Consider the following 20,475-nt stretch of genomic DNA (forward strand, 5'->3'; position numbering starts at 1 on the left):
TCAAGGGGCAGCGCGAGTGGCCCGGCGGAGCCGGTTCCACCGCGCTCTGGGTTGGGCACGTCGCTCCGGCTAAACCCTCAAGCGGCCTTGGGGTAGGTGCCGGGCAGCAGGATGCTCTGGTCCACGTTCTGGATGTTGGTGTGGCCGCAGAAGGCCATGGTGATGTCGAGTTCCTTGTGGATGATCTCCAGCGCTTTCAACACGCCTTCTTCACCCATGGCACCCAGGCCGTAGACCATGGCGCGGCCGATCATGGTGCCGCGTGCGCCCAGCGCCCAGGCCTTGAGCACGTCCTGCCCGCTGCGGATGCCGCCGTCCATCCAGACCTCGATCTGGTCACCCACCGCGGCCACGATGGCGGGCAGCGCCTCGATGCTGCTCGGCGCACCGTCGAGCTGGCGGCCGCCGTGGTTGCTGACCACGATGGCATCGGCCCCGCTGGCCACAGCGAGCTTGGCGTCTTCCACGTCCATGATGCCTTTGAGGATCAGCTTGCCGCCCCATTGCTGCTTCACCCAGGCCACGTCTTGCCAGTTCAGCGTCGGGTCGAACTGCTCGTTGGTCCAGGACGCGAGTGAACTCATGTCGCTCACGCCCTTCACGTGGCCCACCAGGTTGCGGAAGGTGTGGCGGCGCGTGCCCATCATGCCCAGCACCCAGCGCGGCTTGGTCGCGATGTTGAGCACGTTGCCCAGCGACGGGATCACCGACGCTCGCATCTTGTTTTTCAAATCCTTGTGGCGCTGGCCGATCACCTGCAAATCGAGCGTGAGCACCAGCGCGCTGCACTTGGCCACCTTGCAGCGTTCGATCATTCGGGCCATGGCCTCGCGGTCGCGCATCATGTAGAGCTGGAACCAGAACGGCGCGGTGGTGTGTTCGGCCACGTCTTCGATCGAGCAGATGCTCATGGTCGACAGCGTGAACGGGATGCCGAACCTTTCGCAGGCCTTGGCCGCCTTGATCTCGCCATCGGCGCTCTGCATGCCCGTCAGCCCCACGGGCGCGATGCACACCGGCATCTTCACGGCCTGGCCCACCATCGTCGTGGCGGTCGTGCGGTTCTCCATGTTCACCGCCACGCGCTGGCGCAGCTTGATCTTCTGGAAATCGTCGCTGTTGGCGCGGTAGGTGCTCTCGGTCCAGGAGCCGGAATCGGCGTAGTCGTAGAACATGCGCGGTACGCGTTTTTTGGCCAGCACGCGCAGGTCTTCGATGGTGGTGATCACGGTCATGGGTTTGTCTCCGGGGTGTCGTTGGGTGAGCTGCAGGCGATGTTAGCGAGGCGGGCCGGAAATGGCTTGTGAAAGCGGGACAGTGGGGGTTGAAATTTCTGATGCCCCAACCGGGGGATGTCGCCGCGCCGAAGCGCCTTGGAGGCGTCAGGTGCCCGGCGTATCATGATCTGGCTGGGAGCCCACGCACCGGAGGAACACCATGACGCACCGTTTTTCGAAGCACGCCGTTCAAGTCCTTCAACCCCTGGCGGCAGCCGCCACACTGGCGCTGGCGCCTGTGGTGGCGCAGGCGCAGACGGCGCCCACGCAGTTGTGGGTTGACCTCTCCACCTCCACCATGACCGGCATGCCCGAGATGATGCAGGGCGGTGTCGGCGGCATGATCGGCGGGCTCTTCGGCGGCGGTCGTGGCGGTGGCGGCTCGCAGACCTACGGCCACGCCAGCGGCCGTTTCATCCAGCAGGGCAGCGGGCCCAGCCTGACCGGCGCCTTCCCGCCCAACCGCGTGATCGACCTCGCGCTCTACAACCCGCGCAAACCCGGCACCGAGGCTGCGCTCGCGATCCCGCCAACCATGGGCATGGGCGAGCAGCTGCCGCTGGTGCCACCCAGCCCGAGTTTCAAGGAGCCGGGTGACAGCGCGCCCGGCGAGGTGCCCGAGGTCAAGGGCCGCCTGCTGGTGTACTGGGGGTGTGGTGAGAAAGTGCGCCCCGGTCAGCCGAAAGTGATCAACCTCGCCAGCAACCCGGCGCAGTGGGCGCCGGTGCTGGCCGGGCGGCACGCGCCCGAGCGCGCCGCCAAGGTGGGTGCGCAGCACGCGCTCTACCCCAACGAGAAGAACACCGTGAACCCGAAGGCCGACACCTCGCTCGTGGGCGAACACCAGGTGCGCGGCGAAGGCGTGCCCGAGTCCATGCGCTTCCAGCTGGCCGAGCGGCAGGACCTCATGTCCGCCATCCGCCTGCAGAGCCAGGGGCAACTCACGGAGAGCATCCAGCTGAGCTGGCTGACCGTGCCGCGCGCCCACGCCTACCACCTGCACGCCATGGGCGCGGTGGGGCAGGACATGGTGCTCTGGTCGAGCGCAGACAACGGCGACGCCGGGCTCGGCCTGTTCGACTACCTCACCGAAAGCACCAGCGCCAAGTGGGTGAAAGACAAGGTGCTGCTGTCGCCGGGCACCACCGAGTGCGCCGTGCCGCAGGGCATCTTTGCGAGCCCGGGGGGCGAGGCGGGCGGCGCCATGTTGCGCATGATCGCCTACGGCCCCGAGAGCACCCTGAGCCACCCGGCGCGCCCGGCCAACGCGCCCAAGTCCTGGCAGCCGGAGTGGACGGTGCGTGTGCGCACCAAGAGCCAGACCATGGCGATGCTGGGCATGGACATGGGGGGCATGGCCGGCGGCAGCGAGAGCAGCAGCGACAGCGCTCCCGCCGAGGAGCAGGCAGAAAAGCCCTCGGGTCTGCCCGGCGCGGCCGGCAGCATCCTGCGCGGCATCTTCGGCCGCTGAACCGGCGGCGCGCTTCAGCTGGCGGCGGGCAGGGCCTGCGCCCGCTCGGCGTCCGACAGCGGTTCCAGCCAGCCCAGCTGCTGTTCCAGCACCGCCACGGTGGCTTCCGACGCATCGGCGCCGCGCGCCTGCCGCTCGGTGATGCGCGCGCGCAGCACGTCCACCGGCGCCTCGCAGGCGAGGATGTGAAACGGCACGCCCGCGCCCTGCGCCAGCGCCGCGAAATCGGCGCGCTCGGCCGCGCGCAGAAAGGCCGCATCCACCAGCACCGTCCAGCCGTCGGCGAGCAGCATGCGCGCGCGCGACAGCAGCGAGGCGTAGGTGTCAACGTGGGCCTGCGGGCTGTAGAGCCCGGCGTTCAGACCCGAGCCGCTGGCCGCCAGCGCACTCATGCCGTGCAGGCGCTTGCGCTCCACGTCGGAGCGCAGGCGGATCGCGCGTCCGCTGGTCTCGGCGGCGAGCCAGCGGCTGGAGGCCCAGGTCTTGCCGCTGCCAGAGAGGCCGTGGGTGATGAGCAGTTGCGGTGCGGGTGGGTGGGCGATGTCGCGCGCCAGCGCGAGGTAGCGCCGGGCTTCGGCCAGACACGCGTCGGCTTCGGGCGAGGCGCCTGCGCCGCCCAGCTGCCCCAGGCGTATCGCCGCCACCTTGGCGCGCACCCCGGCGCGGTAGCTGGCGAAGAAGGTCCACACGGTGTGCGAAGACACATCGCCACTCGCATCGAGCCAGGCGCTCAGCAGCACGTTGGCCAGGCCGGGGCGGCCGTGGGCCAGCAGGTCCATCCAGACAAAGGCCATGTCGTTGGCCACGTCGATCCAGCGCAAGCCGTCGTTGAACTCGATGGCGTCGAAGGGCAGGACCTCGTCCTCGATCAGCACCAGGTTGGCCAGGTGCAGATCGCCATGCCCCTCGCGCACGCGGCCCTTCTGCCGGCGCCGGGACAGCAGCGGTTCGATGGCGTTGAAGCGCTGCTCGGTCCAGTCGCTCAGCTCGCGCACCAGGGCGGCGTCGGCGGGGTCGGTCAGGGCCGTGCGCAGGGTGCTGAAGTTGTCGCGCGGCCAGCGCATGGCCGCGGTCGGGTGGCCCCAGGGGTCACCGTTGCCGGCCACCGCGGCCCGGGCCTGAAACGCCGCCATGCGCCGCGCCAGCCCGCTCATGTGTTCGGGCGTCAGCGCGCCGCGCTCGCACAGGTGGTCCAGCCGGGCCGCCTCGTCGAAGCGGCGCATCTGCACCGCGAACTCGATCGCCTGCCCGGCGTCGGCCTTGCCGGGCTCGCCCCAGCGCGGCGCCTCGGGCGTGCCGACGATGGGCAACACGCCCAGGTAGAGCTGCGTCGCGGGTTGGTCCAGGTTCTGGAAGCGCCGGTTCACCCGGATCTCGGTCTCGCTGGCCTGGCGGCGCAGGGCCAGGGTGCTGAAATCCATGAAGGGAAAACGCACCGGCTTTTTGATCTTGTAGGCGAAATCCCCCGCCAGCAACACCCAGGCGCCGTGCGTTTCCATCAGCTCCACGCGTTCCACCGGCTGCGGCTGCACGGCGGCGTACCGCGCCGGCTCCAGCAGGGCGGTGATCAAGGGCGGCAGCGCATCGTTCATGCGAGCCACTGTAAGCCAGCTCCCCCTGACGCTGCCTGACACCCTTCTTTCCTGGCTGCTTCAGAGGTGAAAATGATTTCCCAGCGACCCCCATAACGACGCCCGGAGACAGCAACCATGAACCTCGCCCACCTGCTCGAACGCGTGGCGCTTCAAGAACCTGCGCGCCCCGCCATCTTCAGCGGCGCCCGGTGCGTGGCTACCCACGGCCAGTGGGCAGATCGCGCCGCGAGAGTGGGCGCTCACCTTATATCTGCCGGTCTGGCGCCCGGCGACCGCGTTGTGCTCTTCATGCGCAACCACCCGCGCTACCTGGAGCTGATGTTCGGCGCCTGGTGGGCCGGGCTGGTGGTGGTGCCGGTCAACGCCAAGCTGCACCTGAAAGAAGTGCAGTGGATCGTGGAGAACTCGGCCGCGCGCTGGGCCTTCGTGACCAGCGACGTGGCGCCCGACCCTGCGGCGCTCACCGGGCTGGACGGCGTGATGGACGCCGAATCCGCCGCCTGCACCGCGTGGCTGGAAGAGGGCGAAGCCCTGCCCGCCATCGAAGAACGCGCCGCCGAAGACACCGCCTGGCTGTTCTACACCAGCGGCACCACCGGCCGCCCCAAGGGCGTGATGCTCACGCACCGTAACCTGCTCACCATGGGGCTGACCTACTTCAACGACGTGGACGCCATCGCGGCCGGCGACGCCATCGCCTACGCCGCGCCCATGTCGCACGGCGCCGGCCTCTACGCCATCCCGCACCTCATGGCCGGCGCGCGCCACGTGGTGCCCGCCTCGGGCGGCTTCGACGCGGCCGAGCTGTTCGCGCTCGGCCGCCAGCTCGGGCCGCTCTCGCTGTTCGCTGCGCCGACCATCGTCAAACGCATCGTCGACGAGGCCGAGGCGGAGGGCTTCACGCCCCAGAAGTGCGGTGAAAGCTTCAAGACCATCGTCTACGGCGGCGCGCCCATGTACGCGGCACACATCCAGCGCGCCCTGCGCGTCATGGGCCCGCGCTTCGTGCAGATCTACGGCCAGGGCGAAAGCCCCATGGTCGGCACCGCCCTCAGCCGCGCGCACCTGGCCGACACGGCGCACCCGCGCTACGCCGAGCGCATCGCTTCCGTGGGCGTGGCGCAGACGCCCGTGCGCATCCGAGTGGCCGGGCCAGACGGCGAGCCGCTGCCGCCGGGCGAAGTGGGCGAAGTGCTGATCCAGGGCGACAGCGTCATGGCCGGCTACTGGCGCAACCCCGAAGCCACCGCCGCTGCCGTGCGCGACGGCTGGCTCTGGACCGGCGACATGGGCGCGCTCGATATCGACGGCTTCCTCACCCTCAAGGACCGCAGCAAGGACCTCATCATCAGCGGCGGCAGCAATATCTACCCGCGCGAGGTGGAGGAGGTGCTGCTCACCGCGCCCGGCGTGGCCGAAGTGGCCGTGGTCGGCGCGCCCGACCCCGAGTGGGGCGAAATTGTGGTGGCCTTCGTGGTGCCGTTGTCGGGCGCTGCGCTGGATGCCAAGGCGCTCGACACCTTCTGCCTGGACCAGATCGCCCGCTTCAAGCGGCCCAAGCGCTATCAGATCGTGGATGCGCTGCCGAAGAACAACTACGGGAAGGTGTTGAAGACGGAGTTGCGGGAGCGGCTGTAGATCGGCAAGCGAGCGCGGGTCCATTGATGAAGCTCAATCGTGCTGGCTTCTTGCGGCATATAAGGAGGGCGGTGCGTGCGCCACGCGCCGGGCCGGTGCCACCGACCCGCTTGCCTTGATTGAAAGACATCAGGCTTTTCAAACAGGAGGATCAATCATGCAGACCAACGCACTCCCTCACTACGACATGTCGGTCAACACAACCGGCTGCTGCTTCAAGTTCAACCCCGACGGTTGGGATGCGCAGGAGCTCCACTTTCGTGACAAACCGTTCGTGCGTGCCAAGACGCACAGCCTGATGCACGTGCCCATTGACATGGGCAGGGTTTTCTCGCGCGTGCAGAAACACATGGAAGACGCCGGCGCCATTGACGGGTCGGACACCATCGTGCTCTCGCGCGACACATCATCTTTCGCCGGAGAGCATTTGTTCGCGGTGCCAAAGGCGGTACCGGAAGAAGAGATGACCACGCTCTCGGGCGACTTCGTCACCAAGGTCTTTGAAGGCCCCTACCAAGAGGCCCGCCACTGGCACGAGGCCATGGCAGAGCTGGCTCGCGCCCGCGGCAGCGAGCCGAAATCGATCTGGTTTTTCTACACCACCTGCCCGAAATGCGCGAAGGCCTATGGGAAGAACTACGTGGTGGGTGTCGCCGAGGTCTGACGGATCGGCTTGCGGGGGGCGGGGCAAAAGGCAAGACCCCGTTGTTCGCCAGGCGCTCGACGCCTTCTGCCTCGTGATCCGTTCCCATCAAGCCGCCTGCGCGCCCAGGTCCTGGATCTGCTTCACCCAGCGCTGCACCTGCTCGGGCTTGGCCTCGCTGGCCGGCCCGAGGTGCGTCAGCCGGGTGGGCTTGAGGCCGACGAACTCCAGGATCTGCCCGCGCAGCTGCCAGATCAGGGCGTTCCTGTAGGCCAGCCGCATGAACCAGCCCGGGGTGTCGGAGGTGATCACCACGCGCGCACTGCGCCCCGTCAACATCGGGAGCGGCAGGCCGAGCAGGCTCTTCTTGCGGGTGTCGAAGGCCCTGCCCGGCAGCAGCGCCCGGTCAAACAGGCCTTTGAGCTTGGCGGGCAGCCCGCCCCACCACATGGGCGTGGACATCATGAAGTGCTCGCTCCACGACAGGTCTTGCAGCAGTTGCTCCAGCGCGGGCTCCAGCGCCTTGGGTTGCTGGTAGTCGACCCAGCCGAAGTCGGCGTCGAACGCCAGGTCGTGCAGGTGGGTGAGTCGAACCTCGTGCCCGGCCTGGCGCGCGGCGTTGGCATAGGCCTCCACCAGGGTGCGGGACAGCGAACGTTCGGCCGGGTGGCCGTTGAGAATGAAGATGCGTTTCACGGGCGTGCTCCTATAAAATTGACCGGAGTCAAATTTATAGATCAAAAAATGACCAAGGTCAATATAAATTGACTGAGGTCACTTTATGGCCGCCCATGCCCCATGAAAAAAGCCGTCCAGCAGCGAACCCTTGAAACCCGCTCCCGACTGACCTCGGTGGCGGACCAACTCGTCGCCGAAAAAGGCTTCGAGGCCCTGCGCATCGAAGAAACCGTACAAGCCGCGGGCGTGGCCAAGGGCACGTTCTTTGCCCATTTCAAGGACAAGGACGAGCTGATGGACCTGCTCATCGGCCAGCGCATCGAGACCCTGCTCGACCGCATGGCAGCCGAACCGGCGCCGCGTGACGCAGACCAGCTGGCCCAGCGCCTGATGCCGCTGGTGGAGCTGATGTCGTCAGAGCGCTACGTGTTCGACCTCATCATGCGGCGCTCGGGCGCCATGGCGGTGGAAGAGATCGGCCCCATTGCCCTCAGCTTCGGCCGGCTCGGCGAGCTCGTGGGTCAGTGGCTGGTGCAGGGCGCGTTCCGCAAAGACGTGCCGATCGAGATCCTGGTCGAGGGCGTCGAGGCCTTTCTGATGCAGACCCTGGCGCTGAACTTCTGCGCCCTGCACAAGGACAAGACCATGAAGGCTCGGCTGCAGCCTTACTTGCGCGCCTGGCTGGCGCCTGCGGCGGGATGACTGGACCCAACCCGCAACTTACGCCCGGGTATTTGGCGTGGGCCGATGGGTATGATAGGGTAATACCTCTACATACTCTAGGAGGGCACCATGCCATCAACCGCCATTCGCCCTGTTGCGATCAAGATCGACGAAGACACCAAAGCCCGCGTGAAGCGCTTGGCTGATGCGCGCCAACGCACTTCGCACTGGCTGATGCGCGAGGCCATCACGCAGTACGTCGAGCGGGAAGAAAAGCGCGAGGCCTTCCGGCAAGACACGCTCCAAGCCTGGGAAACCTACCGTGCTACGGGCGTGCACGTGACGGCCGAAGAAGCCGATGCCTGGTTGGCAAAGCTCGAACAGGGCGAGGACGTGGAACCGCCTGAATGCCACGCCTGATCTGGTCCCCGCAGGCGCTGCTCGATGTGCAGCGCCTTTATCGCTTCCTGGCGATCAAGAACACCGACGCGGCCCAAAGGGCTGTGCAAGCCCTGCGGCAGAGCGTGAGGGTGCTCGGGCAACAGCCTGGTATTGGACGCCCCATTGAAGACATGCCTGTCGAGTTCCGGGAATGGGTCATCGACTTTGGAGACAGTGGTTACGTGGCGCGGTACCGCGTGGATGCGGAGGCCATCGTCATTCTTGCCGTGCGGCACCAGAAAGAAGCGGGCTTCTGAACTCTTCAGCTAAGCACGGGCATTGGGCTCGATGGCAAAAGGCAAGACCTGAATCCTGCGCTTCCTCGTTCTCATGGCGTTCGAACAGCGCCAGACAACGGCCCACGTAGAGCGCCGCTGCGGTGGACAGCAACGGTATGAGTGCGACCCACCAGTAGTCCGTGACGGGGTTTGCCACCACAAAGAACAGTCGATTGGCCGTTGTGACGGCCTCAGGTAAATACGCTGCCAGATGCACCACCGTGGGGGCAATGAAATTGGCGTGGTGAAAAGCGAGCAGTATGGGTGGCAGCAGCCAGGCAGTGAACAAAGCCAGCGGGCGGAGCGACCCCATAACCGCCAGCATGGCGAATCGTTGGTTCAGACGCGAAGCCAGGTGGGGCACGGTCGCCCGCCAGCTGCGCACGAAGATCAGCGCGCTGGCCGACAACCATGCTACGAAAACCTCGAGCACAAAGGACACTGTGCTGCCTGCCGGGCCGCCCAAGGCTGATAGGCCTGCATCGGCCGCTCGGGTCAGCACGTCGCACACCACAAACACGCCCAGCGCGGCCCCGCTGGGCAGCCAAGACCTGTCTCTGCTGTCCATTCCGAGCCAGCGTGGCCGCAATATCAGCAGCGGCACAACGTAGCTGATCAGCACGCCCAGACCAATGGCCACCCTGCTGTGTTGCGCATGCCATGCCCACAAGACAGCGCCGGTGAACCCCAGGGGCACCAGCATCCAGCCCGATAGCAGTTGCTGCCTGAACGCCCAGCGCAACCCAGTGGGGCCGCTATCGAGTCCAAATCCGCGACGCCCAAGGCCTGCAGCGCTCGCCGCCACAGTGCCGCGGTCGCGTACGCAAGGCTCGCCATCGCCAGAAACAACAGCCCGAAAGCTTGCAACGGTTCCAGCGGCACCGAAAAGTGCTGCATCACCTGTGCCAAGTCGGCAGGCTCAAACACCCCTGACGCCATGTCGTCACGAGCAAAGTCCCCCAACGCAAGCTGCAGCTAGACGGTGGCAAGAAAGGCGTGCAGGGTCCACCACGCGGCGAGCCCCATGCTGCGTATCAGGTTGCTGCGATTTGTCGTGCGGTTCCTCATGGGATCAAGTGTCGATTCAGCCCTGAGACATCCCAAACCCGTCCGCGCGCAGGGTGAGGCCGATCACCTGAGGGTGCGTGAGTTCGCAGTCGATGCGGATGTCGAACGGGCGCGGCTGGGCGTCGTTCATGGGGCGCCCTCCCTGGGCGGCGTTGTTGTTGACTGATGGCTTGGCGGCCATTGTGTACGTTTCGTTACCCCGGTGACAAGCGACTCGGACCGGGAGGGGCGTAGGGGCGGGTCAAGTTGTGGGTGCGGGGCGCCGATAAGCACTGAACACCTCTCAAGGATTCCGCATGGACATGAATGTCTCTCCCGCTCTGCTCATGGATCGCGAGATTCAGATGAGCAACAGCCAGACCGCGCAGGAAGCGCAAATCCTCGTCATGAAAAAAGCCATGGACATGCAGGAGTCAGCGTCGGCGGCGTTGCTGAACGCCGTGGCGGGCAATCTGCCGCTGGCGGGCAGCGGGCAGCGGGCAGCGGGTCGGTGGGGACACAGGTCAACACGATGGCTTGAGGCCAGCGCCGCCGCTACGGCCGCCGCAACATCCGCGCCGCCAGCACGCTGGCCAGCAGCACCAGCGCGCTGCCCGTCAGCGCGGTGAACTGCAGTGCGTCGGTGAAGGCGGCGCGGGCCATGAGGGTCAGTGTTTGCGCCGCGTCGGCGGGCAGGCGTTCGGCCACCGCGAGGGCGCCGCCCAGGGTGGCCAGCGCTTCGGGTGGCAGGCCCTGGCCGCCGGCCTGCGCGAGCTGCTGGCGGTTGATCAGCGTGCCCGCGCTGCCAAACAGCGCGATGCCCAGTGCGCCGCAGAATTCCGAGCTGGTTTCGGCGATGGCCGAGGCGGCGCCCGCGCGCTCGGGGGGTGCCGAGGTGATGATCTGTTCGGTGCCGATGGCGAACACCGGCGCCATGCCCAGGCTGACCACGACCATGCCGGCCACCAGCACCCACAGCGCCCAGGGGCCGTCGGCCCACACCATCAGCAGCATGCCGGCCGCTGCCGCCGCGAGGCACCACACCATTACCGGCCCGGGCCCGAAGCGCCGTGCCAGCCAGGGCGCCAGCACCAGGGAGCCGAACACGAAGCCGCCCGCCCACGGCACCGTGGCCCAGCCGGCCTGCAGTGGCGAGAGCGCCAGCACCATCTGCAGGTGCTGGGCGATGAAGATGTAGATGCCGAACATGGCCAGGCACGACAGCCCGTAGGCCATGATGGCGGTGCGGAAGGTGGGGATGGCGAACAGCCGCAGTTCGAGCAGCGGGTAGTCGATGCGCTTCTGGCGCCGCACGAAAGCCACGCCGAGGGCCAGCCCGGCGAGCAGCAAGGCCAGCCGCCCGGGACTCGGTCCGTGTTCGGCCATGGCCTTGACGGCGTAGATCAGGCCGAGCACGGCGCTCAGCGAGAGCAGCACGCTCGGCGCGTCGATGCGGCCGGCGTTCTCGTCGCGGTACTCGGGCAGCAGGCGCGGCCCCAGCACCAGCAGCAGGGCCATCACCGGCACGGCGGGCAGGAACACCGAGCCCCACCAGAAGTGCTCCAGCAGCCAGCCGCCGACCAGCGGGCCGATGGCGCTGCCGACCGAGAACGCGGTGATCCACACGCCGATGGCGAACTGGCGCTGTGTCTTGTCGTGAAACATGTTGCGGATCAGTGAGAGCGTGGACGGCGCGAGCGTGGCACCGGCGATGCCCAGCAGCGCGCGCAGCACGATCAGCTCGTTGGGGGTTCGCGCGAACGCGGCCAGCACCGAGGCCACGGCGAAGAAGGCCGCGCCAATCAGCAGCAGGCGGCGGCGCCCGATGCGGTCGCCCAGCGTGCCCATGGTGATCAGGAAGCCGGCGAAAAAAAAGCCATAGATGTCGATGATCCAGAGCAGTTGTGAGGCGCTGGGCACCAGCGCCCGGCTGAGCGCGGGCACGGCCAGGTTGAGCACCGTCAGGTCCATGGCATAGACCAGACAGGGCAGGGCGATCATGGCCAGGCCCCACCACTCGCGGCGGGTGGCCCGGGCGGGCGGGGTGTCCGGCAAGGTGGACGGGGCAGGGTTCATGGTATCGGCGGCATCGGGCACGGGCTTGTTCCGCCCGGTACGAAGGCGGGGCCAAGGCGAATGACAGGGACGAAGTGCCCCCTCATACCACGACGATCACCCCGTCCGGATTTCGACATCCGGGCTCTGCGAAGGGGCGGTTCCGTTCAGGCCGACAGAACAGCGTTGCCCGTGGGCAGGGTCACCGTCGGAATGCTGCTGGCGTCCTTGATCACCTGGCGTTGCGGCACGTAGTGCAGCAGCACGTCGGTTTCCTTCTTGACCACGGCATAACACTCGCAGCTCAGGGCTTCGAGTTTGGGGCGGTCCAGCACCTTGATCAATCCGCGTCCGTACGAAATCACACCCAGCTGCTGCAGCTTCAGCGCCGCCTGGGTGACGCCCTCGCGGCGGACACCGAGCATGTTGGCGATGAATTCCTGCGTCATGGTCAGCTGGTTGCCGGAGAGCCGGTCCATGGACAGCAGCAGCCAGCGGCAGAGTTGCTGGTCGATGGCGTGGTGCCGGTTGCACACGGCGGTCTGGGCGACTTGTGTGATCAGGGCCTGCGTGTAGCGCAGCATCAACACCAGCAACTCGCCATGGCGCTTGAACTCATCCTTCACCCGCGACCGGGGCAGGCGGTAGGCATGACCGGCGCTTTGCACCAGCGAGCGGCTGGGCGTGCTCTCGCCACCCATGAACAAGGTGATGCCCAGCAGGCCTTCGTTGCCCACCACAAGGATCGCGGTGGAGGCGCCGTTTTCCATCACGTACTGCAGCGAGACGATGGCGTCGGTGGGGAAGTAGACGTGGCGCATGGGACGCCCTGATTCGTACATGAGCCCGCGCAGCGGCAGCGCAACCAGTTCCAGATAGGGGAACAGCCGGTCCTGAACTTCCGGTGACAAGGCGGCCAGCAGATGGTTCTGCCGAGGATGAGGCTGGATTTTGGTTTTGGTGGACATCTCGATGCTCTGGGGGAGCTGGAGCTTGTATGACACCCGCTCAAAATTGCGTGGAGCATACACGCACAGCGCGTGCGGGGTCTGCGGGCTGCACAGAGGCCTTGTAAGAACGGGGCATCACCAGGTCGTGCGCGTCTTCAGCAACGTGAAGCGCTACCCGCGACTGCGCGCTCAGACCGCTGGACGGGTCGGCGCGGGCGTGTTCAGCTGCAGCTGACGCTGCCGCAGCCGCTCATCGTCGCCGGCCGCACCCGGTCCGGGTCGGCCAGGGTTTCGGTGCGGCTGTCGAAACCCACGTCTTTCAGGTGCAGGGCGAGGCCGGCGTCCATGCTGGCGGCGTGTTGCGGGAACCATTCGACCAGCGCCTCGGCCAGGCGGGTGATGATTTCCGGGTCGTCGTTCTGATAGTGGGGAATCACCGCGTGCAGCGTTTCCATGATGGTCGCGTGGTGCGAGGCGTGGCAGTTGTCGGCGGTGAAGCCGGTGGCGAGCATCCAGCGTTCTTCCTGCGCAAAGTGGGCGGCGGTGTGCTCCACAAACTCGCGGTAGAGCGGCAACTGCTGGTCTTGCGGGGTGGCGAGCAACTGGTTGAGCAGGGTGACGAACTCTTCGTGCGTCTCGTCCATGCGGGCATCGCCGGTCTGCAGGCCGGGGGCCCATTCCAGGCCGGTGGTGACGGGGGCTTCGGGCGTGGCGGTGGTGTTCATGGGGCGCAACTGTACGGGGTGGGCGGGCCGGGGGACTTGATGGAGGTCAAGCGCCGCAAGACACCGATTGTGCCAGCGGGCGCCGTCTATGATGGCGACGGCGCACCCGCCGGGCCGCGCTTTCCAGCCACCACAGCCAGGAGGAACCCATGGGATTCGTTGACGCGATCAAGACCTGTTTTTCCAAGTACGCCAGTTTCAGCGGCCGCGCGACGCGCTCTGAATACTGGTGGTGGGTGTTGTTTGTGGTGCTGGGCGGTGTGGTCACGGGGGCAGTGAACGACGTCCTGAACGGTGTTTTCGGCCTCGCCATCCTGGTGCCGTCCATCGCCGCGGCGGCTCGCCGCCTGCACGACATCGGCAAGAGTGGCTGGTGGCAGCTGGTGGGTTTCATTCCCCTGCTGGGACTGATCCTGATGATTTACTGGACCGTGCAGCCCAGCCAGGGCGACAACGAATACGGTTCGGCCGGGCCGCTGACCGCCGGGATCTGAGCCAGGCGCCCGCTCAGGCCAGGCGGGCGCGGTGGCGCGTGATCTGGCTCAGCACCTGGACCGGCGCGGTGCCACCCAGGGTGTTGCGGGCGTTGAGGCTGCCGCGCAGGCTCAGGCACTCGTAGACGTCTTTTTCAATGCTGGCGTTGAAGCCCTGCAGCACCGCCAGCGGCAGTTCGGACAGATCGCAGGCGTGGCTGGTGGCGGCTTTCACGGCGTGGGCCACGGTTTCGTGGGCGTCGCGGAAGGGCAGGCCTTTTTTCACCAGGTAGTCGGCCAGGTCGGTGGCGGTGGCGTAGCCCTTCTTGGCGGCTTCTTCCATGGCGATGGCGTTGACGGTGATGCCGCCTTCCTTCTGGCCCGTGGCCGGGTTGGGCTGGCCGCCGACCATCTCGGCAAAGATGCGCAGCGTGTCCTTGAGCGTGTCCACCGTGTCGAACAGCGGCTCCTTGTCTTCCTGGTTGTCCTTGTTGTAGGCCAGCGGTTGGCCCTTCATGAGCGTGAGCAAACCCATGAGGTGGCCGAACACGCGGCCGGTCTTGCCGCGCGCGAGTTCAGGCACGTCGGGGTTTTTCTTCTGCGGCATGATCGAACTGCCAGTGGTGAAGCGGTCGGCGATCTTCACGAAACCGAAGTTCTGGCTCATCCACAAAATCAGCTCTTCGCTGAAGCGGCTGATGTGCACCATGCACAGGCTGGCGGCGGCGGTGAACTCGATGGCGAAGTCGCGGTCGCTCACGCCGTCCAGGCTGTTCTGGCAGACCTGCGGGTTGCCTTGTTCATCCACCATGCCCAGAGTGACGGCCACACGCTCGCGGTCCAGCGGGTAGGTGGTGCCGGCGAGGGCCGCAGAGCCCAGCGGCAGGCGGTTGGTGCGGCGGCGCACGTCGGCCAAACGCTCGGCGTCGCGGGCGAACATTTCCACATAGGCCAGCAGGTGGTGCGCAAAGCTCACCGGCTGCGCCACCTGCAGGTGGGTGAAGCCGGGCAGGATGACCTCGACGTTCTGCTCGGCCACGTCCACCAGCGCAGTCTGCAGTTCAACCAGCAGGTCAGAAATCAGGTCGATCTCGCTGCGCAGCCACAGGCGCACGTCGGTGGCGACCTGGTCGTTGCGGCTGCGGCCGGTGTGCAGGCGCTTGCCGGCATCGCCCACCAGCTGGGTCAGGCGGGCTTCGATGTTCAGGTGCACGTCTTCCAGGTCGAGCTTCCACTCGAACGTGCCGGCTTCGATCTCGGAGCGGATCTGCGCCATGCCGCGTTCGATGGACGTGCGGTCGTCGGCGCCGATGATGCCCTGTGCGGCCAGCATTTCCGCGTGTGCCAGGCTGCCGGTGATGTCGGCCAGCCAGAGGCGTTTGTCAAAAAACACGCTGGCGGTGTAGCGCTTGACCAGTTCGCTCATGGGCTCCGAGAATAGGGCGGACCAGGCTTCGGATTTCTTGTCGAGTTGGTTGGTGGACATGGTGGTGCCAGCGGCTGGGTAGGGAATTGGAGGGCGGCGGGTGCGCCGGGCCGGGCTGGCCGGGTTTTACAAACGGATCTGTGCTGCCCATATCGGGCGGTCGCGGCCTATAGTGCGAGCCATGCAAGACTCCCGAATTTTATCGAGCTTCCAGGACCTCGCACCAGCGTCCGGCACGCGGCCCCTGCGGCGCATGCCCGAGCCGGTGCGCGCCAGCGAACTGGTGTTCGACACCTGCAAGGTCGGCGTGGTGCTGCGGGCGGTGCTGTTCGTGCAGGCCGTCGTGTGGGTGGCGGCAATGTTTGACGCCCAGGGGTGGTGGGCCTGGGCCGGCCAGATGGCCATGCTGACAGGCGCTGCCCTGCCCGCGACACTGGTCTGGTTGCTGGGCGTGTGTGCCCTCAAGCGGCCTCTGGGTCGCCTGCCGATGCCGGCGCAGTGGACCGCGGGCACCTCGTTGGGGGCCTTGGCGGCGTTGTATGGCTGTGCGCTGCTGCACTGGATGGGGCTGGTGGATCCGGCGCCCTGGCTGGCCAGCGCGGCCTCGGGTGCGTTGTTGGCGGCGGTGCTGGTGGCGGCGCTGGTCTGGCGCGCCCGCGCCCGCACACCGGCGAGCACCGCCGCGCGGCTGGCCGAGCTGCAGGCCCGCATCCGGCCGCACTTTCTGTTCAACACGCTCAACAGCGCGATCGCGCTCGTGCGGGCCGAGCCTGCCAAGGCCGAGCGCCTGCTCGAAGACCTGAGCGAACTGTTCCGTCACGCACTCGCTGACTCCAAGGAAGCGGTGCCGCTGAGCCAGGAACTGGAGCTGGCCCGGCACTACCTGGCGATCGAGCAGGTGCGTTTTGGCGCTCGCCTGCGGCTGGAATGGAGCATCGACGAGTCGGCCTCCGAGGCCCGGCTGCCACCGCTGATCCTTCAGCCGCTGGTGGAAAACGCGGTCAAGCACGGCGTGGAGCCCAGCCCCACCGGTGCCGTGGTGCGCATCAGCACGCAGCGGCGTGGCAGCGTGGTGGTGATCAAGGTGACCAACACCGTGCCGGCGGGCAGCGGCACCAGAGGCAACGGGCTGGCGCTGGACAACGTGCGCCAGCGCCTGGCCCTGTTGCACGACGTGCAGGGGCGGTTTCAGAGCGCACTGGTCGATGGCGTGTTTCAGGTTCGCCTTGAAATACCGGTATAAGCTGTTGTTTCGAGCCTGACAGCAAGGGAGCGTGGCATGGCATTGAAGGTTTTGATCGTTGACGACGAAACATTGGCCCGTTCGCGGCTGCGCACGTTGCTGGGCGATTGCGCCGATCCGCGCACCGAGATCGTGGGCGAAGCGGCCAACGCGGTGCAGGCCATGGAGCAGATCCAGCGCACGGCCTGCGATCTGGTGCTGCTGGATGTTCACATGCCCGGTGTCGACGGCATGGCGCTGGCCGCCAGCCTGCGTCAGATGGTATCGCCGCCGCAGATCATTTTCGTCACGGCCTACGCTGAACATGCGGTGCAGGCGTTTGACCTGGAAGCCATCGACTACCTGACCAAGCCGGTGCGACTGGAGCGCCTGCAGCAAGCGCTGCAGAAAGCGCAGCGCCTGCGCAGTGTGGGTGGCGAGGGCGCCGCGGCAGATGCGCACGGTGCAGCGGATTGCCTGCTGATCCAGGAGCGCGGACGCAGCGAGCGCGTGGCGCTGTCCGATGTGATCTACCTCAAGGCCGAGCTGAAATACATCACCGTGCGCACGGCCGAGAAGGAGCACATCTACGACGGCGCCTTGAGCGATCTGGAACAGAAGTACGCGCACCTGTTCGTGCGCGTGCACCGGAATGCGCTGGTGGCGCGCCGCCGGGTGCGGGCGGTGGAGAAGCACAACGATCCGGTGGAAGGCGAGGGCTGGACGGTGCGGCTGGATGGGGTGGACGAGCGGCTGGCCGTTTCCCGTCGCCAGCTGGCTGCTGTGCGTGAAGCGCTGATGAGCTGAACGGGCTTCTTTGGCGGTGCTCGGTTTTATCGGCGGCTTGGGTCTCCGGTCACTCCGGTCATCGGCAACCGGGGTGACCGATTCCGCTCATGTCCCCCGGCGGCTGAAGCCGCCTCCTCCTTTACTTCGCTGCATCAGTCACCCCGTTTGCCGATGACCTTCATGGCGAACGGACTGCTCAATGCTGGAACGCCCACGCGGCTCTGGCTGGCGAGGACATGGCGTTCTGCATAGCGAAGTAAAGGAGGAGACGGCCGCAGGCCGTCGGGGGACATGAGCGGCGCAGAGCGCCATGGCCTCGCCAGCGCGCGAGGTTGACGAACGGAACAAAGCTTCAGACCTCAGCCGCCTCAATCAAGAACCGAACCCGCCGCTGACCCTGCCACTCATCCGCATCCAGCCGGAACGCCAGCTTCACCCGCTCGGGCAAAGGTTCGGTGTGGCCAAACCAGATGCCGTCCACCGGGTCGCCCTGGTGCTTCATCTTCAGCGCCAGGTGCTTCTCTCCGACAAGCCGCTGCGACACGATCTGCAGCTCTTCGCAGAACACCGGCGGCGCAAAACCCTGGCCCCACACCTCCTTGTGCAGCGTGTCCACCAGGTCGGTGCGGCGGTACTGCTTGTCGAGCGCGCCGTCGGCTTCCATGCGGCGCTGCAGCGTGGCGGCGTCGAGCCATTCGTGCGCCACCTGCTGCAGCGCGGCTTCAAAAATGTCCAGGTGTTCTTCGTCGATGGTGCAACCCGCCGCCATGGCGTGGCCGCCGAAGCGCAGCAACACGCCCGGGTGGCGCTTGGCCACGAGGTCGAGCGCGTCGCGCAGGTGGAAGCCGGCAATGGAGCGGCCCGAGCCCTTGAGCTCGTTTTCCTTGCCCTCGGCGCCGCTGGCGGCGAACACGAAGGTGGGCCGGTGCATCTTGTCCTTCAGGCGCGAGGCCACGATACCGACCACGCCTTCGTGGAAGTCCGGGTCGAAGACGATCAGCGCCGGTGGCGGCTCTTCGGATTCGTCGAACATCTCTTCGGCCAGCATCAGCGCCTGGTCGCGCATCTCGCCTTCAATCGCTTTGCGCTCGCGGTTGATGCCATTGAGCATGCGCGCCAGTTCGTCGGCGCGCAGGCCATCGTCGGTGGTCAGGCACTCGATGCCCAGCGTCATGTCGGCCAGGCGGCCGGCGGCGTTCAGGCGCGGGCCCAGCGCAAAGCCGAAGTCGAAGCTGGTGGCTTTTTGAGGCTGGCGCGCGGCCACGTTGAACAGCGCCGTCATGCCCGGCGGCATGGCGCCGGCTCGCACGCGCTTCAGGCCCTGGGCCACGAGGCGGCGGTTGTTGGCGTCAAGCTTCACCACGTCGGCGACCGTGCCCAAGGCGACCAGGGGCAGCAGCGTGTCGATCTTCGGTTGTGACTTGGCATCGAACACACCCCGTTCGCGCAGCTCGGCGCGCAGCGCCAGCAGCACGTAGAACATCACGCCCACGCCGGCGATCGACTTGCTCTCGAAGCTGCAACCCGGCTGGTTGGGGTTGACGATCACGCAGTCGGCGGGCACCACGACCTCGCCGCCTTTCAGCGCGGGGAGGTGGTGGTCGGTCACGATGACCTGCAGGCCCAGCTCGCGGGCGGCGCGCACACCGTCGAGGCTGGCGATGCCGTTGTCCACGGTGACCAGCAGGTCGGCGCCCTGCGCCTTCACGCGCTTCGCGATGGCGGGCGTGAGGCCGTAGCCGTCGGTCACGCGGTCGGGCACGAGGTAGTTCACGCGGTCAAAACCCATGGGTGCGCCCAGCAGGCGCAGGCCGCGCAGGCCCACGGCGCAGGCGGTGGCGCCGTCGCAGTCGTAGTCGGCCACGATGCAGATGGCTTTGTTGGTCGCCATGGCGTCGGCCAGCGCGCGGGCGGCTTCCTGTGCGCCCTTCATGGAAGACGGCGGCAGCAGCAGCGAGAGCGCGTCGTCGAGCTGCTCCTTGGCGGTGATGCCGCGCGCGGCAAACAGGCGCGCCAGCAGCGGGTGCACGCCGCCTTGCTCCAGTGCCCAGGCGGCGCGGGGGGGGACATCGCGGGTGATGATCTTCATAGGGTTTCGAGGGCTTTCCAGGCAGGTTCACGGCCCAGCAGTTTTTTGAACAGGCGTCCCAGGCGTGCGCCGGCGCCGTGTGGGGCGTTGACCCAGGTCTGCGCGCAGCGCTCGCCGCAGAGCGTGAGCGTGACCGGCTCAGCACGACGGGCTGCGTCCAGCAGGGTTTTGATCTCGGTGGCGTCGAGCTGCGCCCAGGCCTGTTGCCAGGCCGTCCAGTCGGCGCGCAACGCGGCCTGGCGCAGGGTATTGGGGACGGTGGGTGCGGGTCGCAGCGGTGCGGGTGCTTCCAGGGCCCCCGCACCGCTGATCCAGAAACCGTTGACCGGCAACAGGCCCCGCGCGGTGCGCGCATCGTGCACCGGGTGCGTGTAGAACAGCATCTGTGCTTCGCTCTGCAGGCGCTTGAGCAGCTGGCTGCCGGCCGGGTTGGCGGGGCTCTGGGGCATCCAGCTGTCCACCGGGCGGCCGCTCACGCGGTCCAGGCTGGCGCAGGCGATGCCGCGCAGCGGCTCGCCGCTGGCGTGCCAGAGTGTGGCCGACTCAAAGCGCAGGGTGATGCCGTCTTCGGCGCAATAGGGCTTGAATGCGTCGAACAGGCCACGGGCGTCTTCATCGGTCAAGCCGATCTGCTCGCCCGGCAGCAGGCTCACGTGATCCGTGCCGATCTGGAAATGGCAGGGGCTGAACCAGGCCTGTGGCGTGGCGGGTTCGGCACTCCCGGCGGCGGCCCAGGGGATCTGGCCGTCGTCACAGGCTGAACCATCGGCCTTCACCAGGCCCCGGATCTGCGCCAGCGCGCGCTCGTGCGGCAGGCTCAGCGAGTGCTCGTCACCGCTGTCGGTGGTCGCAGGTGCCAGCTCAGCCAGCAAGGCCCCCAGGTTCGGCAGGTTCAGGCTGTTCAGCACGGTCTGGCACTCCGGCGCACTGGCGCTGGCAAACGGGATCAGCAAGTGCTGGGGCAGAGAGGACGGGGCTTCTGGGGCCATGGAGGCAACGGACATGGGTGCGATTG

Annotated in this window: 20 protein-coding genes; 10 read left to right on the forward strand and 10 right to left on the reverse strand. The window is 67.1% G+C overall.

All coding sequences use genetic code 11. From position 1 onward, the window contains the following. Window positions 1–77: 77 nt before the first annotated feature. On the reverse strand, window positions 78–1,235 hold the full coding sequence (locus AC0GNO_RS08110; RefSeq protein ID WP_472903642.1) for an alpha-hydroxy acid oxidase: 1,158 nt from the start codon (window positions 1,233–1,235) through the stop codon (window positions 78–80). Window positions 1,236–1,437: 202 nt separating this feature from the next. Between AC0GNO_RS08110 and AC0GNO_RS08115 the strand changes: the two genes are divergently transcribed. Further along, window positions 1,438–2,748, forward strand: a complete 1,311-nt coding sequence (locus tag AC0GNO_RS08115) for a hypothetical protein (RefSeq protein ID WP_472903643.1) — start codon at window positions 1,438–1,440, stop codon at window positions 2,746–2,748. 14 nt (window positions 2,749–2,762) lie between these two features. On the opposite strand, the gene AC0GNO_RS08120 is transcribed toward AC0GNO_RS08115, so the two are convergent. Beyond that, window positions 2,763–4,340 carry a bifunctional aminoglycoside phosphotransferase/ATP-binding protein gene (locus tag AC0GNO_RS08120; RefSeq protein ID WP_472903644.1) on the reverse strand — a complete coding sequence of 526 codons (1,578 nt, stop codon included), beginning with the start codon at window positions 4,338–4,340 and terminating at the stop codon, window positions 2,763–2,765. A gap of 117 nt (window positions 4,341–4,457) precedes the next feature. Between AC0GNO_RS08120 and AC0GNO_RS08125 the strand changes: the two genes are divergently transcribed. Both AC0GNO_RS08125 and AC0GNO_RS08130 read left to right on the forward strand, forming a co-directional pair. After that, entirely contained in the window at window positions 4,458–5,981 is a 1,524-nt protein-coding gene (locus AC0GNO_RS08125; protein ID WP_472903645.1) for an AMP-binding protein, read from the forward strand. A 157-nt stretch (window positions 5,982–6,138) separates the two neighbouring features. Next, entirely contained in the window at window positions 6,139–6,645 is a 507-nt protein-coding gene (locus AC0GNO_RS08130; protein ID WP_472887538.1) for a hydrolase, read from the forward strand. 87 nt (window positions 6,646–6,732) lie between these two features. Here AC0GNO_RS08130 and AC0GNO_RS08135 read toward each other — a convergent pair whose 3' ends face one another. Then, window positions 6,733–7,320, reverse strand: coding sequence for an NAD(P)H-dependent oxidoreductase (locus tag AC0GNO_RS08135; RefSeq protein ID WP_472887537.1), 588 nt, complete (start codon window positions 7,318–7,320; stop codon window positions 6,733–6,735). A 102-nt stretch (window positions 7,321–7,422) separates the two neighbouring features. On the opposite strand from AC0GNO_RS08135, the gene AC0GNO_RS08140 reads away from it, so the two are divergent. The 3 genes from AC0GNO_RS08140 (at window position 7,423) to AC0GNO_RS08150 (ending at window position 8,663) form a co-directional block, all read left to right on the forward strand. Further along, complete coding sequence (locus AC0GNO_RS08140; protein WP_472903646.1) at window positions 7,423–8,004, forward strand: TetR/AcrR family transcriptional regulator; 582 nt, start codon at window positions 7,423–7,425, stop codon at window positions 8,002–8,004. A gap of 90 nt (window positions 8,005–8,094) precedes the next feature. After that, on the forward strand, window positions 8,095–8,385 hold the full coding sequence (locus tag AC0GNO_RS08145; RefSeq protein WP_472903647.1) for a CopG family ribbon-helix-helix protein: 291 nt from the start codon (window positions 8,095–8,097) through the stop codon (window positions 8,383–8,385). Next, window positions 8,373–8,663, forward strand: coding sequence for a type II toxin-antitoxin system RelE/ParE family toxin (locus AC0GNO_RS08150; protein ID WP_472903648.1), 291 nt, complete (start codon window positions 8,373–8,375; stop codon window positions 8,661–8,663). The genes AC0GNO_RS08145 and AC0GNO_RS08150 overlap by 13 nt, the downstream gene beginning before the upstream one ends. Here the strand turns inward: AC0GNO_RS08150 and AC0GNO_RS08155 are convergent. Next, window positions 8,623–9,387, reverse strand: coding sequence for a hypothetical protein (locus tag AC0GNO_RS08155; protein ID WP_472903649.1), 765 nt, complete (start codon window positions 9,385–9,387; stop codon window positions 8,623–8,625). The genes AC0GNO_RS08150 and AC0GNO_RS08155 overlap by 41 nt on opposite strands. 709 nt (window positions 9,388–10,096) lie before the next feature. Here AC0GNO_RS08155 and AC0GNO_RS08160 point away from each other — a divergent pair. Further along, complete coding sequence (locus AC0GNO_RS08160) at window positions 10,097–10,360, forward strand: YjfB family protein (RefSeq protein WP_472903717.1); 264 nt, start codon at window positions 10,097–10,099, stop codon at window positions 10,358–10,360. Here AC0GNO_RS08160 and AC0GNO_RS08165 read toward each other — a convergent pair. The 3 genes from AC0GNO_RS08165 to AC0GNO_RS08175 all read right to left on the reverse strand — a co-directional run bounded on the left by AC0GNO_RS08165 (window position 10,287) and on the right by AC0GNO_RS08175 (window position 13,461). Then, the gene (locus AC0GNO_RS08165; RefSeq protein WP_472903650.1) at window positions 10,287–11,807 is read right to left on the reverse strand and encodes an MFS transporter; all 1,521 of its coding nucleotides are present in this window, start codon (window positions 11,805–11,807) and stop codon (window positions 10,287–10,289) included. The genes AC0GNO_RS08160 and AC0GNO_RS08165 overlap by 74 nt on opposite strands. Window positions 11,808–11,953: 146 nt before the next feature. Next, a complete protein-coding gene (locus AC0GNO_RS08170; RefSeq protein ID WP_472890077.1) occupies window positions 11,954–12,754 on the reverse strand; it encodes a Crp/Fnr family transcriptional regulator in 801 nt (266 codons plus the stop codon). A gap of 203 nt (window positions 12,755–12,957) precedes the next feature. Then, on the reverse strand, window positions 12,958–13,461 hold the full coding sequence (locus tag AC0GNO_RS08175; protein WP_472903651.1) for a bacteriohemerythrin: 504 nt from the start codon (window positions 13,459–13,461) through the stop codon (window positions 12,958–12,960). A gap of 149 nt (window positions 13,462–13,610) precedes the next feature. Here AC0GNO_RS08175 and AC0GNO_RS08180 point away from each other — a divergent pair, with 149 nt between their 5' ends. Beyond that, complete coding sequence (locus AC0GNO_RS08180) at window positions 13,611–13,955, forward strand: DUF805 domain-containing protein (protein ID WP_472903652.1); 345 nt, start codon at window positions 13,611–13,613, stop codon at window positions 13,953–13,955. Between the two features lie 13 nt (window positions 13,956–13,968). Here AC0GNO_RS08180 and argH read toward each other — a convergent pair whose 3' ends face one another. Beyond that, window positions 13,969–15,420, reverse strand: a complete 1,452-nt coding sequence (gene argH, locus AC0GNO_RS08185) for an argininosuccinate lyase (protein WP_472903653.1) — start codon at window positions 15,418–15,420, stop codon at window positions 13,969–13,971. 121 nt (window positions 15,421–15,541) lie between these two features. Here argH and AC0GNO_RS08190 point away from each other — a divergent pair, with 121 nt between their 5' ends. Continuing rightward, window positions 15,542–16,603 carry a sensor histidine kinase gene (locus tag AC0GNO_RS08190; protein WP_472903654.1) on the forward strand — a complete coding sequence of 354 codons (1,062 nt, stop codon included), beginning with the start codon at window positions 15,542–15,544 and terminating at the stop codon, window positions 16,601–16,603. A gap of 36 nt (window positions 16,604–16,639) precedes the next feature. Beyond that, window positions 16,640–17,389, forward strand: coding sequence for a LytR/AlgR family response regulator transcription factor (locus AC0GNO_RS08195; protein WP_472903655.1), 750 nt, complete (start codon window positions 16,640–16,642; stop codon window positions 17,387–17,389). 334 nt (window positions 17,390–17,723) lie between these two features. Here AC0GNO_RS08195 and recJ read toward each other — a convergent pair whose 3' ends face one another. Next, window positions 17,724–19,460: a single-stranded-DNA-specific exonuclease RecJ gene (recJ, locus tag AC0GNO_RS08200; RefSeq protein WP_472903656.1), complete on the reverse strand. Its 1,737-nt coding sequence runs from the start codon at window positions 19,458–19,460 to the stop codon at window positions 17,724–17,726. Continuing rightward, a complete protein-coding gene (locus tag AC0GNO_RS08205; protein WP_472903657.1) occupies window positions 19,457–20,464 on the reverse strand; it encodes a phosphoglycerate mutase in 1,008 nt (335 codons plus the stop codon). The genes recJ and AC0GNO_RS08205 overlap by 4 nt, the downstream gene beginning before the upstream one ends. Between the last annotated feature and the right edge of the window lie 11 nt (window positions 20,465–20,475).

This window comes from Hydrogenophaga sp. L310 (assembly GCF_055703065.1).

What these genes read in the sequence shown, in the direction of transcription:
- AC0GNO_RS08145 (WP_472903647.1), top strand. Translation starts at nt 8,095, where the DNA reads ATGCCATCAACCGCCATTCGCCCTGTTGCGATCAAGATCGACGAAGAC.
- AC0GNO_RS08155 (WP_472903649.1), bottom strand. Translation starts at nt 9,387, where the DNA reads ATGCTGGTGCCCCTGGGGTTCACCGGCGCTGTCTTGTGGGCATGGCAT.
- AC0GNO_RS08120 (WP_472903644.1), bottom strand. Translation starts at nt 4,340, where the DNA reads ATGAACGATGCGCTGCCGCCCTTGATCACCGCCCTGCTGGAGCCGGCG.
- AC0GNO_RS08125 (WP_472903645.1), top strand. Translation starts at nt 4,458, where the DNA reads ATGAACCTCGCCCACCTGCTCGAACGCGTGGCGCTTCAAGAACCTGCG.
- AC0GNO_RS08175 (WP_472903651.1), bottom strand. Translation starts at nt 13,461, where the DNA reads ATGAACACCACCGCCACGCCCGAAGCCCCCGTCACCACCGGCCTGGAA.
- AC0GNO_RS08195 (WP_472903655.1), top strand. Translation starts at nt 16,640, where the DNA reads ATGGCATTGAAGGTTTTGATCGTTGACGACGAAACATTGGCCCGTTCG.
- AC0GNO_RS08170 (WP_472890077.1), bottom strand. Translation starts at nt 12,754, where the DNA reads ATGTCCACCAAAACCAAAATCCAGCCTCATCCTCGGCAGAACCATCTG.
- argH (WP_472903653.1), bottom strand. Translation starts at nt 15,420, where the DNA reads ATGTCCACCAACCAACTCGACAAGAAATCCGAAGCCTGGTCCGCCCTA.
- AC0GNO_RS08130 (WP_472887538.1), top strand. Translation starts at nt 6,139, where the DNA reads ATGCAGACCAACGCACTCCCTCACTACGACATGTCGGTCAACACAACC.
- AC0GNO_RS08180 (WP_472903652.1), top strand. Translation starts at nt 13,611, where the DNA reads ATGGGATTCGTTGACGCGATCAAGACCTGTTTTTCCAAGTACGCCAGT.
- AC0GNO_RS08115 (WP_472903643.1), top strand. Translation starts at nt 1,438, where the DNA reads ATGACGCACCGTTTTTCGAAGCACGCCGTTCAAGTCCTTCAACCCCTG.
- AC0GNO_RS08190 (WP_472903654.1), top strand. Translation starts at nt 15,542, where the DNA reads ATGCAAGACTCCCGAATTTTATCGAGCTTCCAGGACCTCGCACCAGCG.
- AC0GNO_RS08205 (WP_472903657.1), bottom strand. Translation starts at nt 20,464, where the DNA reads ATGTCCGTTGCCTCCATGGCCCCAGAAGCCCCGTCCTCTCTGCCCCAG.
- AC0GNO_RS08150 (WP_472903648.1), top strand. Translation starts at nt 8,373, where the DNA reads ATGCCACGCCTGATCTGGTCCCCGCAGGCGCTGCTCGATGTGCAGCGC.
- recJ (WP_472903656.1), bottom strand. Translation starts at nt 19,460, where the DNA reads ATGAAGATCATCACCCGCGATGTCCCCCCCCGCGCCGCCTGGGCACTG.
- AC0GNO_RS08165 (WP_472903650.1), bottom strand. Translation starts at nt 11,807, where the DNA reads ATGAACCCTGCCCCGTCCACCTTGCCGGACACCCCGCCCGCCCGGGCC.
- AC0GNO_RS08140 (WP_472903646.1), top strand. Translation starts at nt 7,423, where the DNA reads ATGAAAAAAGCCGTCCAGCAGCGAACCCTTGAAACCCGCTCCCGACTG.
- AC0GNO_RS08110 (WP_472903642.1), bottom strand. Translation starts at nt 1,235, where the DNA reads ATGACCGTGATCACCACCATCGAAGACCTGCGCGTGCTGGCCAAAAAA.
- AC0GNO_RS08160 (WP_472903717.1), top strand. Translation starts at nt 10,097, where the DNA reads ATGAGCAACAGCCAGACCGCGCAGGAAGCGCAAATCCTCGTCATGAAA.